Source organism: Streptomyces pluripotens, assembly GCF_000802245.2.
Lineage (GTDB): Bacteria > Actinomycetota > Actinomycetes > Streptomycetales > Streptomycetaceae > Streptomyces > Streptomyces pluripotens.
This window is the reverse complement of record NZ_CP021080.1, coordinates 6,083,023-6,099,105: the sequence shown is the minus strand read 5'-3', so window position 1 is coordinate 6,099,105 and position 16,083 is coordinate 6,083,023. Positions and strand designations below refer to the sequence as shown.

At 70.6% G+C, this 16,083-nt stretch carries 10 protein-coding genes; 4 read left to right on the top strand and 6 right to left on the bottom strand.

The genetic code is table 11. The features are described from left to right. The first annotated feature begins 105 nt into the window (after nt 1-105). Nucleotides 106-1,146, top strand: coding sequence for a DUF2637 domain-containing protein (locus LK06_RS27100; RefSeq protein ID WP_039648419.1), 1,041 nt, complete (start codon nt 106-108; stop codon nt 1,144-1,146). Between the two features lie 99 nt (nt 1,147-1,245). Here LK06_RS27100 and LK06_RS27095 read toward each other — a convergent pair whose 3' ends face one another. Then, entirely contained in the window at nt 1,246-1,719 is a 474-nt protein-coding gene (locus LK06_RS27095) for an ATP-binding protein (protein ID WP_174673943.1), read from the bottom strand. Nucleotides 1,720-2,168: 449 nt separating this feature from the next. Next, nucleotides 2,169-3,623, bottom strand: a complete 1,455-nt coding sequence (locus tag LK06_RS27090; protein ID WP_039648423.1) for a protein phosphatase 2C domain-containing protein — start codon at nt 3,621-3,623, stop codon at nt 2,169-2,171. 441 nt (nt 3,624-4,064) lie between these two features. Here LK06_RS27090 and LK06_RS27085 point away from each other — a divergent pair, with 441 nt between their 5' ends. Further along, complete coding sequence (locus tag LK06_RS27085) at nt 4,065-4,547, top strand: DUF456 domain-containing protein (RefSeq protein WP_039648427.1); 483 nt, start codon at nt 4,065-4,067, stop codon at nt 4,545-4,547. Nucleotides 4,548-4,551: 4 nt separating this feature from the next. On the opposite strand, the gene LK06_RS27080 is transcribed toward LK06_RS27085, so the two are convergent. The 4 genes from LK06_RS27080 to LK06_RS27065 all read right to left on the bottom strand — a co-directional run bounded on the left by LK06_RS27080 (nt 4,552) and on the right by LK06_RS27065 (nt 10,975). Continuing rightward, nucleotides 4,552-5,736, bottom strand: coding sequence for an SGNH/GDSL hydrolase family protein (locus LK06_RS27080; RefSeq protein ID WP_039648429.1), 1,185 nt, complete (start codon nt 5,734-5,736; stop codon nt 4,552-4,554). Between the two features lie 305 nt (nt 5,737-6,041). Then, a complete protein-coding gene (gene rsgA, locus LK06_RS27075; RefSeq protein WP_039648431.1) occupies nt 6,042-7,163 on the bottom strand; it encodes a ribosome small subunit-dependent GTPase A in 1,122 nt (373 codons plus the stop codon). 594 nt (nt 7,164-7,757) lie between these two features. Further along, complete coding sequence (locus tag LK06_RS27070) at nt 7,758-9,371, bottom strand: cellulose-binding domain-containing protein (RefSeq protein WP_043434775.1); 1,614 nt, start codon at nt 9,369-9,371, stop codon at nt 7,758-7,760. Nucleotides 9,372-9,628: 257 nt separating this feature from the next. Further along, the gene (locus tag LK06_RS27065; protein WP_039648435.1) at nt 9,629-10,975 is read right to left on the bottom strand and encodes a radical SAM protein; all 1,347 of its coding nucleotides are present in this window, start codon (nt 10,973-10,975) and stop codon (nt 9,629-9,631) included. A 493-nt stretch (nt 10,976-11,468) separates the two neighbouring features. Here LK06_RS27065 and LK06_RS27060 point away from each other — a divergent pair, with 493 nt between their 5' ends. Beyond that, on the top strand, nt 11,469-12,719 hold the full coding sequence (locus tag LK06_RS27060; RefSeq protein WP_043407845.1) for an ROK family protein: 1,251 nt from the start codon (nt 11,469-11,471) through the stop codon (nt 12,717-12,719). 440 nt (nt 12,720-13,159) lie between these two features. Further along, nucleotides 13,160-16,036, top strand: a complete 2,877-nt coding sequence (locus LK06_RS27055) for a glycoside hydrolase family 2 TIM barrel-domain containing protein (RefSeq protein WP_043434774.1) — start codon at nt 13,160-13,162, stop codon at nt 16,034-16,036. The last annotated feature ends 47 nt before the right edge of the window (nt 16,037-16,083 follow it).

Here is a 16,083-nt window from a genome sequence, read left to right as displayed (position 1 = left end):
CTTGCACTTCCTTGGCGGCCTCTTGCCCCGAAACCCCCCTGAGGGTCGGCGGGGTTGGGCCACTATGGCGGGCGTTACGCCCTATCCCAATGCAAGGGACCCCTGATGAGACTGACCGACATATCGCTGAATTGGCTGCTTCCGGGCGCCGTACTGCTCCTGGGCATGCTGACGGCGGTGGCGGTACTCGCGCGCAGCAAGCGCTCCTCCGGGGAGAAGCCGAGCGCGGACGACTCGTGGGAGCGCAGCGAGGAGCGCCGCAGGCGCAAGGAGGCCATCTATGGCACGGCCTCCTACGTTCTCCTGTTCTGCTGTGCGGCGGTCGCGGCCGCCCTGTCCTTCCACGGCCTCGTCGGCTTCGGCGAACAGAACCTCGGGTTGACCGACGGCTGGCAGTACCTGGTGCCGTTCGGCCTGGACGGTGCGGCGATGTTCTGCTCCGTCCTCGCAGTACGCGAAGCCAGCCACGGTGACGCCGCCCTCGGCTCCCGGATACTTGTGTGGATGTTCGCCGCGGCAGCGGCCTGGTTCAACTGGGTGCACGCGCCCCGGGGCATCGGCCACGACGGTGCGCCGCAGTTCTTCTCCGGCATGTCACTGTCGGCGGCCGTCCTCTTCGACCGGGCGCTCAAGCAGACCCGCCGCGCCGCGCTGCGCGAGCAGGGCCTGGTGCCGCGTCCGCTTCCGCAGATCCGGATCGTCCGCTGGCTGCGGGCCCCCCGCGAAACCTACCGGGCCTGGTCGCTGATGCTCCTGGAGGGCGTGCGCAGTCTCGACGAGGCGGTCGAGGAGGTCCGCGAGGACAGGCGGCAGAAGGAGGAAGCACGACAGCGGCGGCGCGACCAGCAGCGCGTGGAGCGAGCCCAGCTCAAGGCCATCAGCCGGGGCCACCGCGGGTTCGTGGGCCGGGCCGGCCGGCAGGTCGAGGTGCAGGCGGTCGAGCGCGCCCCGGCACCAACGACCGCGGAGCCTGCCATATCGAGCGCGGAGCAACTGCCCGTTCGCGCTCGGCCCTCCCTGCAGCCGGTCCGCAGCGGTTCTGAGCCGGTGACCGTCGACCTCACCGCGGAGGACGACACCATGGCCCTGCCGCGCCTGGACTCACTGGAACGCAAGCTGAAGGACCTGGAGCAGCAGTTCGGCTAACGGCCCTGGGCCATCACCGCGGCCGGACCGCAACACGGGAGGGGGCGCGACCCAAGTGGGTCGCGCCCCCTCCCGTTTCCCGCTCTCGTAGTGCCTGTCTCAGGCAGCCTCGGCACCGAGTTCGAACCACACCGACTTGCCCACCCCGTGCGGCCGCACGCCCCAGGCGTCCGCCAGGGACTGCACCAGCACCAGCCCCCGCCCGTGGGTGTCCTCCCGGGTGTCCGGGGCACATAACTCCGGCCTGCGGGACACGAAGTCCCTCACCTCAACGTGCAATCCCCCGGGTGTCACCACGGCCGTGAGAACGGCGTCGTCGTCGGTGTGGACGAGTGCGTTGGTGACCAGTTCGCTGGTGAGCAGTTCGGCTGTGTCCGAGCGGCCTGGCTTGCCCCAGTGCCGTAACAGCCGGCGCAGCTCCCGCCGGGCCTCGGGCACCGCCTTCAGATCCGCCCGGCCCAGCCTGCGCCGGAGCAGGCACGTGTGTTCCGTGATGGTGTCGGACTCTTCTCCCGCCTTCGCCGGGAAGGCCCCCATCACCCCGAGACCGCCCCCTAGCGCCTGCCTCTTCATGACCCCCGCCCACACGCCGCCGGTGCCTGCCCTCCTGGTCGAACACGTTCACGGAGGATGCTTGCCCACCAGACTCACGGGCAGTCATGGCGCCTCGTCGATGACCGGCGGTTCGGCCACTTGCGCAAGCCACGGCGCCCGGTACCCGGAGTCCGGCGATCACACGATGGCGTACTCCCGTACCGTTACCGGACGTCGCCAACGTCCGGTGATGGCATCGCAATTGCACCCGGCACTGGCAGTCGGGGCGCGGTAACGGGCCGTGAAACTGGCCGAAATTCAACCCCGAATGGGCGCATCGGCAGCGCCGCGTGCGGCCGTTGCTTCACGTTCCGCCGGGCAGGATATCCCGGGTGCTGCGCCCCACGGGGAGGGGTACGGTTCCATCCGCCCCGGGAGGGGTGCGGCCAATCCTGACCAGCGCAGCGAGGCGCCGCAGGGTGGAGCGGTCACGATTCCCAGACGGCCGCCGCCGTACGGTCGTCGGCGTACCCCTTCACCCGTACCTGGGCGTCGGCGAGGAACGCGGCCAGGCCTGGAGCGTCCCGGCCCGGCCGCGACCAGCGGCGGGCCAGGTAGGCACAGAGGGCGGGTTCGCCGCGCAGCGCGTCGGACAGGCCTTCGGTGCACATCACCAGGGCGTCACCTGACCGGGCCGGTGAGGCTCGGAAGCGGAACGGCGCGCGGGGCACCCCCGGGGCTGGCTCATGTGCGCCGGACGGGCTGGGGATACCGAGGTCCGTGGTGAGGGGGTCGCCCTCGGGGAGTTCCATGGCGGGCGAGCCGGAGCCGCCGACCGCGGGAGAACCAGTCTCCACAACGGGCGCCTGTGGCTCGATGTCCTGCCATTCGCCGTCCCGCAGCCGGAACAGCCCACCGCCGCCGATGCCGAAGAACACGCGGATATGACAGGCGGGGTCAGCAGGCAGCAGCAGACAACGCAGGCTGGCCGTGTACTCGTCCGGGTGAACGCCTTGCTCGGCGGCGCTCGTCCGCAGCCTGCCGAGGCTGCGATCGGTCAGCCGGTGCAGGCCGGATTTGAGGTCGCCGCGCCGGGCGGCCCGGATATCCTCCACGAGCCGCTGCTGGCTGCGGCCCACGGCCCGCCCGATCCACCGACAGGCCTCGGCCGCCGCCAGGTGCGCGCCCGGTGTGGCCCGCGCACCGGTCGCCATCGCGACCAGGACCAACGCCTGCTCGCCCGTCCCGAACCGCGCGGTGAGCAGTGCGTCCCTGCGCGGTTCTCCCCGGTACCGCGCGGAGTCCCCCCGCAGGGACGCCGCACGAAGCGTGCACGCCCCGTACCGCGCCCCGTCCAGCACGGTGTCCGGGACCAGTTCGCCGAGACCGTCCGGATCTGCGGCCGGGAGCGCGGCGGGCTCGGGGTCATAGGTGGGGGGGCCAGTGCCCACGTAATCGGTGCCCACGTAATCGGTGCCCGTGCCGTCCGCGATGGTGTAGTCAGTGGGGGCTGAAATGGTGGCGAGGGGCTCGGTGGGGGCGGGAGGCGGGTCAGCGGGTGCTGCGGGCCCGCCTGGCGACGCGGGCTGAGCGGATCCGGCGGATACGGGACGCGCGGATGTGTTCCGCCCGGCTGCCGCCGTGGCGGACGGCGCCTGCGCGGCGCGCTGTGCCGGCACCGCAGGTTCCCGGGCCACCCGCCTCCCCGCGTCGCCGCCATCGCCACGCCCGTCGCCCTCACCGTCACCGCCCCGTCCGGCCGGCTCCGCACCGTGCGCCGGCGTCTGTGCCGGACGTCCCGCCACCGTGTTCTTCGCCGAGGCGAAACGGTCGTCCAGGGAATCCGACGCGGCCGTGGGTCCGGTGTCCTCAGTGGAGTCGTCGTACAGCTGACCCCACCAGTCGTCCTCATGGCGGGAGACCCTCCCCCCCTGCTGGCTCATGCCCCTAATTGTCCACCGCACGGGCCGCATGAAAACGGCGCATCGGAAAAATCCCGTGCATCCGCCTGCACCGAACGGCGTGTCGAGTGAATGGACGAACAAGAGTACGAGCATCGGTTGGCGGCTACCGGGCGGCCCTCCCCGCGCAAGGACCATCCGGCGTCGGCCGGAATGGCCCGGTCCCGGGTTCCCTTCGTGCGCTCCCGCAGCTCCGGGTCCGCACCCCGCCGCTCCCTCGAACGGGCGCCACTCCAGCTGGAGCGGCACGGCTCGTCGTCGCGTACCCGCGGGACCGTGGACCACCGGGTGCGTCCGCTGAGGGAGCCGGTCTGCCCGACGGCCCGGCCGCACCCCGGTCGGCGCCACCGCGAAGGGGAGCTGGATGGCCAGGTCCGCGACGGCTGACCTGATATTTCTTCCGTTCTCCGACACCCTGGGCAGATGGGAGCAGGGGAGCTTGTGCTGGTCGGCGTGGTGATCGCGCTCGGCCTGTGCGGGGTGCTGGTGCCCGGCGTGCCGGGGTCGTGGCTGGTGTGGGCCGCGGTGCTGTGGTGGGCGCTGACGGCCCCACAGCCGGTGGCCTGGGGTGTTCTGGTGGGGGCCACCGGGGTACTGCTGCTGTCGCTGGGGGTGCGCTGGGCACTGCCGCCGCGCCGCCTGCGACAGAGCGGTGCCACGCCCCGGATGGGGGTGTATGCGGGTGCCGGGGCATTGCTCGGCTTCATCCTGCTGCCAGTGCTCGGGGCACTACCGGGCTTCATGGCCGGGATCTACCTCCACGAACGGCTACGGCTGGGTGGCCACGGCCAGGCCATGGCCGCGCTGCGCACGGCGATGCGGACGGGCGGCTCCAGCGTGCTGGCCGAGTTCTTCGCGTGTCTGCTGATCACGGCGGCGTGGCTGGGCGCGGTGGTGTGGGGGTGAGCCGTCAGCGCGCCCCGGTGAGGGCCAGCAGGACGGTGTCGGCGACGGCTGCCATACCCGCGTCGTCGAAGTGCAGATGGTCGCCGGGGTCGTAACGCGGCAGGATGCGGGTCGGATCAGCAGGGTCGCGTACGGCGGCGTCGGCGTCGGCGACGGCGTCGAAGGCGCCACCGGTACGGAGGAAGGCGTTCACCCGCTGCCGCACGGACTCGCGGGCGGCCGTGTAGGCGGGGTAGCCGCGGTACGGGGTGAGGGTGACGCCGATGACCCGGATGCCGCGGGCGTGAGCGCGGGCGACGAGGGTGCGGTAGGCGTCGGCGTACGCCTCGGCGTCGTTCGCCTCCGGGGTGCCCTTGATGTCGTTGATTCCCTCGAAGACGACCAGGGCGCGCACCCCCGCCCGGTCCAGGGCATCGGCGTCCAGGCGGGCCAGAGCGCTGGGGCCGGTGCCGTTGTGCAGCAGGCGGTTGCCGCCGATCCCCGCGTTGAGGACGCCGAGCCGGCGGGTGCGCAGTTGTTCGGCGAGCCGGTCGGGCCAGCGGTGATTGGTGTCGGGGGTGGAACCCTGACCGTCGGTGAGGGAATCACCGAACGCAACGACGCTGCCCGTTGCGGCCCCTCGGACGTCGACGCCCGTGACGTAGTACCAGCTGCTGATCGTCCTGGTGTACCCGGTGGCGTCCGGGTCGGTGGCCCGGCCGGCACCGACGGGGGCCACGTAGCTGGTCTGCAGGGCGGTCCGGTGGTGGGTGGCGGGTCCGTCATCGTCAGGCGTGTACACGGTGACGAGGAGGTCGGCGGCGGCCGGAACGGTCAGCGCCACCGGGTCGGAGACCGTGTCTCGGCCCGGTGGGACGGTGACGGTCGGGGAACCGTGGAAGGTGGCGGTGCGCATCGAGCCGGGCACGGCATCCGGACCCGCCGCCCGGCGCAGGGCGACGGTGACCGCCCCGAGCCGCAGGGGCCGGGAGCCGAGCCGGTTGCTGACCCGGATCCGCACGGCGGTGCCACCCACGCTGAGGTGGACGACGTTGCGGACGGCTGCGCCGCGCAGTGCGGGGGCGGTTCCGGAGGGAGCGGTCTCCCAGCTGCCGGTCCAGGACGACGCCGGTTCGGCGACGGCCCTCGCCGGGGCGACCGGCAGCAACGCCAACAGGAGAGCGGCGAGAACCCGTCCGGCTCGGGCCATGTGTACGTCCGCCTTTCCCCGTCTGCTCATCGGAGGCGACCGTGACACACGACGGGGTCGCACCGCTGGAACATCAGCGACGCTCCACCCGCTCGGCGTAACGGGCGGGACGCGGGCGCGAAGACGGCGGTTGCCTGGTGCGGGCCCCGGTGGGTGAGCCGCAGCCTGGTACCCGCGCTCAAGATGGAGTCGCCATGCCCCGTGTGGCGGCATCCCGAGCCCGGCCCACCCGGTACCGGGTACGGGTTCGTGCCGGACGCGAGCGCCCGGGACGGCAGCCCCGGGGCGCTCTCACCGGCACCGACCTACGTCCAGCGCCTGCGCTTCGCCGCCATCGCCGCCCGGCCCTCGGCACCCCTCCGCTTCCAGTCCCGCCGCAGTTCCGCACGGGCCCGCGCGTCGGTCTTGGCCACGATCCACCGGTTCTCCCGCGTCAACTTGCGGTAGCTCTCCAGCCGCCGGACCGGCAGGTCCCCGTTCTCCACGGCGGAACGCACCGCGCAGTCCGGCTCGCTCTGGTGGGCACAGTCGTGGAACCGGCATGCCTCGGCCAGTTCCTCGATCTCGGCGAAGACCTGACCGACCCCGCTCCCGGCATCGAACAATCCGACGCCCCGCAGTCCGGGAGTGTCGATGAGGACACCGCCATCGGGCAGGGCGAGCAGGTTGCGCGTGGTCGTGGTGTGCCGCCCCTTGCCATCGACGTCGCGCTCCGCCTGTACGTCCATGACGTCCTCCCCGAGCAGGGCGTTGGCGAGGGTGGACTTGCCCGCACCGGACTGACCGAGCAACACGCTCGTGCGGGAGCCGACGAGCGCGGCGAGGGCATCGAGCCCGTCACCGTGCAGGGCGCTGACGGTGAACACCGGCACGCCGGGGGCACTTCTCTCGACGTCCTCCACCAGGTGAGCGAGGGTGGCCGGGTGTACGAGGTCGGCCTTGGTGAGAACGACGACCGGCTCGGCGCTGAACTCCCCGCAATCCACCGAGTCACGCAGCAGTGCCTCACCACTCGAACAGGACATGGCAAGCGCCAGGAACCGCTCGATGCGTCCGAGGTCCAGTTCGACCGCGAGCGACACACAGATGACGACGTGATCGACGTTGGTGGCCAGTACCTGGCCCTCGGAACGCTTGGACGAGGTCGAGCGCACGAATGCGGTACGGCGAGGCAGCAGCGTCCGTACGTACCGCGGATCGCTGCCTTCCGGGTCCACAGCTACCCAGTCCCCCGTGCAGACGACCTTCATCGGGTCATGGGGGACAACGAACTCGGTGTCGGCGCGGACCATACCGGTCGGGGTGACGATGTCGCACTGCCCGCGGTCGACACGGACGACGCGGCCGGGCAAGAAGCCACGCTCGGCATGGGGGGCGAACTCGGCTTCCCAGCCTCGGTCCCAGCCATAGGCAGCGAGCGGGTGCAACGAATCCGAAGGAGAAGAGAAATTCAAGGGGAACCCTTCACACGGGCGGCCCCGGCTCCGCGCACGTGTGCGTGGTGAGAAGGTTCAGCCGGAGACCGTGGAGGTGGAATAGATGATCTTCTGGTTGCGGGCAGCGCCCCTCACAAAGACGGTCATCGGTCACACCTCCCATTCCTCACTCGGTCGACAACGGCGACCGGCGGCTGCGGTACGAAGCAGTCCTCACCCTAGAGCGGCAGATATCCGAGTGCCACCGATTTAGCTCCGGGCCGGAGCACGCCCCGTCGAGGTGAGGTGGGCGAGGAATCGTGGTGGCCAGCCACGCGGTGCTCGGCGAGGTACCGGCCGAGCGCATCGCAGGTACACCGCCACGGGCTGTCGTCCGGGGCGGCCGCGTCCGTGCGTCGGTCCCCGACGTTCCACGCGGAGTTCCGGACACGGGTCTGGGCTCGACACCCCTGGCCGGCACGCCGATGGGCAGATGTCGCACCCGTTCAGGAAGGCACGGTCCTCACGGAAGGACTGGGCCATGGTGCACGTTCCGCCTCGACACTGTCGCCGGCATCGCCGTACGGAGCCTGGTTGACGCAGGCCTCAACCGGTCCCACAGGGCTTCCCGTTGAGGGTGAAGGCGTACGGCGGCCGGTTCCCGCCCCGCAGGCCGGCGACGAAGCCGAAGGACAGGGTGGCGTGCGCGGCAAAGGTCCTATGGTGGCCAGCGACGATGGCAGTGACCCGGTCACCGTTCTGACGGACCGTGGCGTCCCACACCAGGCGGACCTGTTGGCCGTCGGGAAACCTCCAGGAGACCCGCCAGCCGGCGAGGGCTTGGTCAGTGGTGACGGTGACGCTGCTCTGGAAGCCGTCGGACCACTGGCTGACCAGGTCGTACGTGACCTGGCAGGCGCCCGCCGCGGCCGGGGCGGGCGCGCTGGTACGGCGGGCGTCACGGGGCACGGAGGAGGTGCCCTGAACGTGTGGGGCGGACGCCGTCCGATCGCGCCCCTTACGGTCTGTCCCCTTACGGCCGGACGCCTCCGGGGCGCCCGTCGCGGCGGGGGTGGTGGGGGCGGACGGCGTGCGGGGATTGGCGGGCACGCTGGAGGTGACGGACGCACTGGGACTAGCAGGCACCCTGGAGGCGACGGACGCACTGGAAGTAGCAGGCACCCTGGAGGCGACGGAGAGGTCGGCGGGCGGGGACAGGTGGGCGGCGCGGGGGACATCGGGATCGGCGACCGGCCGGCCGTCGTCGTGGACAGCTCCGGTGCCCGCTCCGGATACGCCGAACGGCATCATCGACACTGCGAGGGCCAGTACTGACAGCAGCACGGCGGCAGCGAGCAGACCGCGTCGCAGGACCTTGCCACCGTCCCCCTCCTCCCCCGGGCTGGGGTCAGCTGCGCCGGGGCGGCCCTCGTCGAGGCGGACCTCGGCGAAGCGGCGGCGGCGCTCCAGGTAGGCGAGGCCGCCCCAGCCGATCACTCCGTCGGCCAGCACAGCGGGCAGGTCGCCGCCGTGCAGGCGCAGACAGGCGGCGGCCTCGGCACATCGCCCGCAGCCCGCTAAGTGCCGGTAGAGGTCGTCGGGGATGTCGACGGCGGCCGAGCGCGTGACCGCATCCAGCAGGTGGGCGTAGCTGCGGCACTGTGCGTCCATCGGGGTGTCCAGGTGGGCGCGGCGGCAACAGTCCCGAAACACGGCACGGGCCTGGTCGAGTTCGTCGGCGACGGTGTCGGGGGCCAGGCCCAACCGACGGGCGATGGTGGGCAGAGGTAGCGCCTCCACCTCGGCCAGCCACAGCAGCGAGGCGTCGGCCTCCCGCATATCCCGGAGGCCGCGCAGTGCGACCGGGCGGCACAACGGCGGCCCCGAGAAGGCCGACTCCCCCGAGGTGAGCCACAGTCTGAGCTCGGGATCGAGCCTGTGGCCCTGCCCGTCGGCCTCCCAGGCGGCGGCCGTGTCGCGCACGGCGGTGAGCAATGCCGGGATCGTCGGCAGCCGCGCATCGCGACGGCAGGCGCCGCGCACATGGGTGCTGGCCGCGGCGCGGACCGCGCGTCTACCAAGCGTGAACGCCTCGGTCGCCAGCTGATGTGCCGTCAGGGATCCCGAGGTGCACAGGTCCGCGTAGGAGAGCACCGCGTCCCAGCCTTCCGAGAACAGCGCGGCCTCGGTGGCGTCCTGGGCGGTCGGCAGGTCGGGCATGGAACTCCTGCATCCACAAGCGAGGTCAACTCATCGCATTTGCAAGGCAGTTGAAGGGCCTCGCGGCAGGACACAAAGCCTTTCACGTACTCGACACAACTGACAAGCGAACCGTCCACATTCGGTTGCCCGGCGTGGCGGGATGAGCGCGCAGCGCGATCACCCTGCGGTCCGGGCCCGCGGCGAAGGCGCGGACGCCGTTCGGTTCGCCGCGCCGCCGGACCGCTGACCGAAGCACGGCCGCTCCGGCGTCACACCTAGGCCGGTTCGTCCGTGGGTCCGTCCGCGGATTCGCCCGCCGACAGGCTGTCCATGAAGGAGCTAACGGAGAACACCGCACGGCCAGGTCCGGGCGGGCCGTATCCGGGCGGGGAGGACAGCCCGAAGTCGTCCATCGTGGCCCGGTAGGCCTCCAGCAGTCGGATGTGGTACTCCAACGGCGCACCCTGCGGGTTGGCCCGTCCGAGCGGGGTGGTGGGCTCCGGGCACCAGGTGGTGAAGCGGGGTGTGATGCCGTGCGACATGAAGAAGCGCAGACCCTCCGTAGTGGAGGCGATCGCATCGTCCACCGAAGTGAACCCGAACGGCTCCGCCATCTCCACGCCCGCCACGAAGTTGGGGATCACGTTGCGCGCGCCGAACACATCGGCAGAGTCCAGGACGCGCCTGTGCCACTCGTCCCGGCCGACGTACCGCTCCTTGCCCGGGCAGTACAGCTCGAACAGCCGCCGGTCCCACACCTCGAAGTTAGGGTGGTAGATCTGCACGCCGTAGTCCTTGAACCGCTGCACATCCGCCTTGGGCAGCGCCTGCGCGACGACCTTGCCGATCCAGCGGCCCGGGAAGCGCTCCTCGATAGCCTTGGCGTAGTGGCCGTAGAAGTCGGCCTCGTCGCGCCCGGCGACCGTCTTGGTGATCGCTCCACCGGTGAGGGTGTAGGCGGTGGAGGCCTTCTGGGTGTCGTACCGGTCGATGATCTCCAGTGCCTCCAGCACCTCATCGGCGTCCTTCACGCCGGTGTACGGCCGACCGGCCGCCTTGTGCTGGCGCCAGTTGTGGTTGATGTCGCAGTACTGGCACTCCTCCTTGGCTCCGAAGTACTGGCAGACCCTGAAGACGGTCAGATAGATCAGATAGCCCCACTGGATGGTGGGGGCCACCTCCATCACGGACTTCCCGCTGGAGAGGGTGTGCCGGTAGTACTCGGGCATGGGCGGCACACCGACGTCGGCGATGCGCTTGCCGTCGAGGTAGAGCCCGAGCAGTCCTTCGTCGTCGGCGGCGACTCGGTACGGCGAAGCCGGGTTCACCCGGACGGAGACCACCGTGCGGCGCAGATCGTACGGGCCACCCGTGAGGATGATCTCCTCCGGGGGCCGGCGCAGCGCGGCCTCGCCCAGTTCGGGCAGGGTGCCGTGGTCGAAGGAGAAGATGAAGTACGACTTCGGTTTGACGTCACCGGTCGCCTCGTTGGCGGTATCGCTGAGTGCCGACTGGTCGAAGGCGACACCACCCCGGAGCAGGTCCTCCTTGAAGACGGCTTCCCGCGGCACCTGCGGGAAGCGCTCCATCAGATCCTCGACCAGCGCGGTGCGACTACCCATCCGCAATGTCTCCTCCCGGCTCAAGCGTTCGCCCCTCACCGTATGCCCCCGGTCCCCACTCAGTCGTGCCGGGTCCCCGCACGACGCGCGATGTGTTCCGGTACGTCGATCCCGGGCATACGGCATGCTCCGGCACCGGGGGCCCGCACCCGGGGCAGCGGCAGGACACCGACGCAGACCCAGTTCCGCATCGGAGCCGTCACCGTCGTCCACGACACCGCTGTGGATCTTGACGGAGGCGTCGCGCAGGGAGAGGGCGGGGAGCGTGGTGGCGGCGAGTTCCCTGCGGTCGGGGGCGACGGGCGTACACGTACGACCACTCCCGGCGCGGAGCTCTCAGTGGTCGACGTGAGCCCGCCACCGCCACGCCTCACCGCCTCACTTCCTCCGAACCCTTTTCTAACCCTTGTAGAAAGTCTCTCGCAGCCCATAGCCTGCCGCTCACACCGGTGGCGATGCGCCCCGGCCCGGGCGGCATGGGAGGAACAGGTACGTGAAGCGCACATCACGTGACATCCGCACCGCACACCGCTACGAGGTGCTGCGCCAGGTCATCGCCGCGTCTCCCGCCTCCCGTCAGGGGCTGGCATCCGCCACCGGGTTGAGCCTGGCGACGGTCGCCACGCTCGTCGGAGAGCTGCTGGACCTCCGCATGATCAGCGAGGTCGGCTTCGAGGACTCGGCCGGCGGCCGCCCCCGGGGCCTGGTCGCCGTCAACGCCTCAGGGGGCGCGTTGATCGGCGTGGACATCGCGGAGACGTACGTCCATGTTGAACTGTTCGATCTGGCATTGACCGTGCTGGCCCGCGCCGACGAGGAGATGCGGCCCGGCGAGAGCCAGCCCGAGCGGGTGGTCGGAGTCGTTGCCGCAGCGATCGCTTCGGTGGTGGCACGGGCCGGGGTCGCGCCGGATCGCGTGCTCGGTGTCGGCGTCAGCGTGCCGGGTCAGGTGGACCGGGACACCGGAGTCGCTGAGTACGCGCCCAACTTGGACTGGCACGACGTGCCGTTGCTCGATCTGCTCGCCGAACACACCCCGTACCCACTGCACTTGGACAACCCGCTGCGGGCCTGCGTGGTGGCCGAGCTGTGGTTCGGAGCCGCCCGGGGACACGAGGACGCCGTGGTGGTCAACCTCGGCACAGGAGTCGGCGCGGGACTCGCTCTGGGCGGTGGGTTGCACCGCGGGGTGAGTAACAGCGCCGGTGAGTGGGGGCACACCACACTCGTGTTGAACGGACGGCTGTGCCACTGCGGCAACCACGGCTGTGTGGAGACGTACGTCGGGGCGCCCGGGATCATGCAGAACCTGCACGAACTGAGCCCGAGTTCAGCTCTCTTGCACCCCGGGAACCAGACGGCCACCATCGACGCGCTGGCCCGCGCCGCCGCGGAGCACGACCCGGTCGCGCTGAAAACCGTCCAGGACACCGCCCGTTACCTCGGTGCCGGCATCGCCGACCTGATCAATCTACTCAATCCGGAAGTGGTGGTGCTCAGCAGCTGGGTCGCCTCCCGGCTGGGCGAGCCGCTGCTCGACGAGGTCCGCCGGGTCGTCTCCCGACACGCCCTGGGCCGGCCGCTGGCCGCCACCGGAATCGTCCTCTCCCCGATCGCCACCGATCCGGTGTGCCTCGGCGCGGCCACCTTCGCGCTGGAAGGGGCGCTACGGACTGTCGGGCAGAGACAGGAAACCGTCAGGGGCACCGCCCCCGCAAGGAGCCGTACCGCACCGCCTTCATGACGACGGAAGGGATGCACGTGTCTCATCCCGGCAAGCGATCCCTCCTGGTGGCGGCCTCGGCCGCGCTGGCTGTCACCAAAGTTCTCCTCACTCCCCGCCGGGCTAACCGCGGGGCCCTCGGCCGCGGCCGAGATCTCGCCCCGCGCCGCCCAGATCATCGACGACACCAGCGCCTCGGGGGGCCTGGTGGGTCAACGACTCGCAGAACTTCGCTCCCGAGGTCCGGTCACGGGTCCCCCCGGCACCGGCATTCTCCCGGATCGCCGGCCGGCCCTCGGCCACCCCTCTGATCCGGTGGCCCTCGTTGCCCGTCCCGGTGCCCAGGTCCGGATCACGAACCGGACCCGACACCTTCGAACGAACCTCTTCCCCTTCTACCAGCGCAGGCTGGCAGAAGGGGAACACGCAGACCGGAACCAAGAGCTCAGCCCAGGAGAACGATGTCCTTCCATCACCGCACCGCCCTTGACTACGTCGAGGACACATCACCGGGTACCGGAATGCTCCCACCGCGTGCCTGGTATGCCACCTCGGACTCCACATCCCTTTCCCTGAACGGAAGTTGGCGTTTCAGACTGTCACCGACAGCCGATGCCGAGGACGACTCCTTCACGGAGGAGGGGTACGACGCCAGCGACTGGACAGAGGTCGCGGTCCCCGGTCACTGGGGTCTGCAGGGGCACGGCTCCCCCATCTACACCAATCACCTCTATCCGTTCCCGGTCGACCCGCCGCACGTCCCGACCGAGAACCCGACCGGTGATCACCTGCGTGTCTTCGACCTGCCCCAGGACTGGCCGGGGTTGACCGAGGGCGGTGCCGTACTGCGCTTCGACGGGGTGGAGTCCTGTGCTCGGGTATGGCTGAACGGGACGGTCCTCGGTGACTTCAAGGGATCCCGACTCCCGCACGAATTCGCGGTCGGCCACCTGCTGAAGTCCGTGGGCAATGTGCTGGCGGTGCGCGTCCACCAGTGGTCCGCGGGCTCCTACCTGGAGGACCAGGACCAATGGTGGCTGCCCGGTATCTTCCGGGACGTCACCCTGCTGCACCGCCCCACCGGCTGCGTCCTCGACTTCTTCGTACACGCCTCCTACGACCACCGTTCCGGAACCGGTACCCTGCGCGTCGACTCCGACGTGGACGGCCGGGTCACCGTCGCGGACCTCGCGATCGACGTCAAGACCGGCGAGGCGGTGACCGTACCGGTCGAGCCGTGGTCCGCGGAGACGCCGAGGCTGTACGACGGAGTGCTGGTCACCGAAGGCGAGCGGGTACCACTGCTCATCGGCTTCCGGACCGTGGAACTGTCGGACGGACTGATGAAGGTCAACGGCACGCCCATACTCCTCAAGGGCGTCAACCGGCACGAGTGGCATCCGCACAAGGGTCGTGCCCTGGACCTCGCGACCATGCGCGAGGACGTGCTGCTGATGAAACGACACAACATCAACGCCGTCCGCACCTCGCACTACCCTCCGCATCCGGCCTTCCTCGACCTGTGCGACGAGCTGGGACTGTGGGTCGTCGACGAATGCGACCTGGAGACGCACGGCTTCACCGAGCAGGGCTGGCGGGACAACCCCGTCGACGACGACCACTGGACCCCGGCTCTACTCGACCGCGCGGCCCGTCTGGTCGAGCGGGACAAGAACCACCCCTCGGTCATCGTCTGGTCCCTCGGCAACGAGGCGGGCACCGGCCGGGGCCTCACCGCCATGGCCGAGTGGATCCACGAACGCGACTCCACACGCCTGATCCACTACGAGGGCGACCTCAACTGCCGTGACACGGACCTGTACGCGCGGATGTACGCCGACCACGCCGAGGTCGAGCGGATCGGGCGCGGTCTGGACGGCGGCCCCCGCAGGCGCCGCCGGCTTCCCTTCATCCTGTGCGAGTACGCGCACGCCATGGGCAACGGGCCCGGCGGACTCGCCGCCTACCAGCGACTGTTCGAACGGTACGAACGGCTTCAAGGCGGCTTCGTCTGGGAGTGGATCGACCACGGCATCGCACATCCTGACCTTGGCTATGCCTACGGCGGCGACTTCGGTGAGGAACTGCACGACGGCAACTTCGTCTGTGACGGCCTGCTCTTCCCGGACCGGCAGCCCTCGCCTGGCCTCGTCGAGTACAAGAAGGTGATCGAGCCGGTCTCCATCACGGGTGACGGCACCTCCGGGACGGTCCGCGTGAGCAACAAGTACGACTTCGTCGACCTGTCCGGACTGGCCTTCTCGTGGTCGTACCGAGTCGAAGGGGAGGCCGTGGGGTCAGGGACCCTGTCGGTGCCGCCACTGGCGCCCGGAGAGTCGGCCGACGTGCACTTGCCTGAACCGCCGCCCGGAGCGCCGGCCGGCGAAGCCCACTGGACTGTCTGCGCGGGGCTCGCGGATGACACCCGGTGGGCGCCCCAGGGTCACGTCGTCGCCTGGGGCCAGCTCACGGTGTCCGGCCGGCGGGCGCCGTACGTCGCCACGACAGCCCGGCCGGTGTCCGGCGACGCAGTGATCACTCTGGGACCCGGCACCTTCGATGCCGGCACGGGTTCCCTGAGGGCGGTCGGCGGCGTGGCCGTATCCGATCTGCGGCTGGACGTGTGGCGAGCCACCACCGACAACGACGACGGTGCAGCCTGGCAGACCGACCTGCGCTACGGCCCGCTGTGGCGCAGGCTCGGCCTGCACCGCGTGCAGCACCGCCTGGACGCGGTGGAGATCGGCGAGGACGCGTTGACGGTCCGTACCCGGGTTGCGCCGGCCGCTCGGGAGGTGGCCCTGTCGACGGTGTACCGCTGGACATCGGACGGCGATCGTCTGCGGTTGACCGTATCCGTGACCCCGAGGGGCGACTGGCGGGTGCCGCTGCCCCGCCTCGGGATCCGCCTCGGATTGACTGCAGCCGACCGTGTGCAGTGGTTCGGCGGAGGGCCCGGCGAGGCGTATCCGGACACCAGGATGGCGGCTGTGGTCGACCGTTGGCAGTCGACGGTAGATCGTATGCAAACGCCCTACGTCCGCCCCCAGGAGAACGGCGCCCGCATCGACGTCCGCTGGGCGGAACTGGGCGGCCTGCGCATCGAGGGTGACCCGGCGTTCTTCCTCACAGCCCGCCGCTGGACCACGGAGCAGTTGGACGCAGCGGCCCACCGTACCGACCTGGTACCCGGCAACTCGGTCTGGGTCAACCTCGACCACGCCCAGCACGGCATCGGCTCCCAGTCGTGCGGGCCCGGTCCACTGCCCCAGTACCACCTGCGCGCCGAACCGGCCGAGTTCGCACTCGTCTTCTCCTCGACTCCCGTGACCGGTTGACGGGCACGCCTCCCGTCCCCACCGCCGCCCGGCCCGTTCTCCAACCG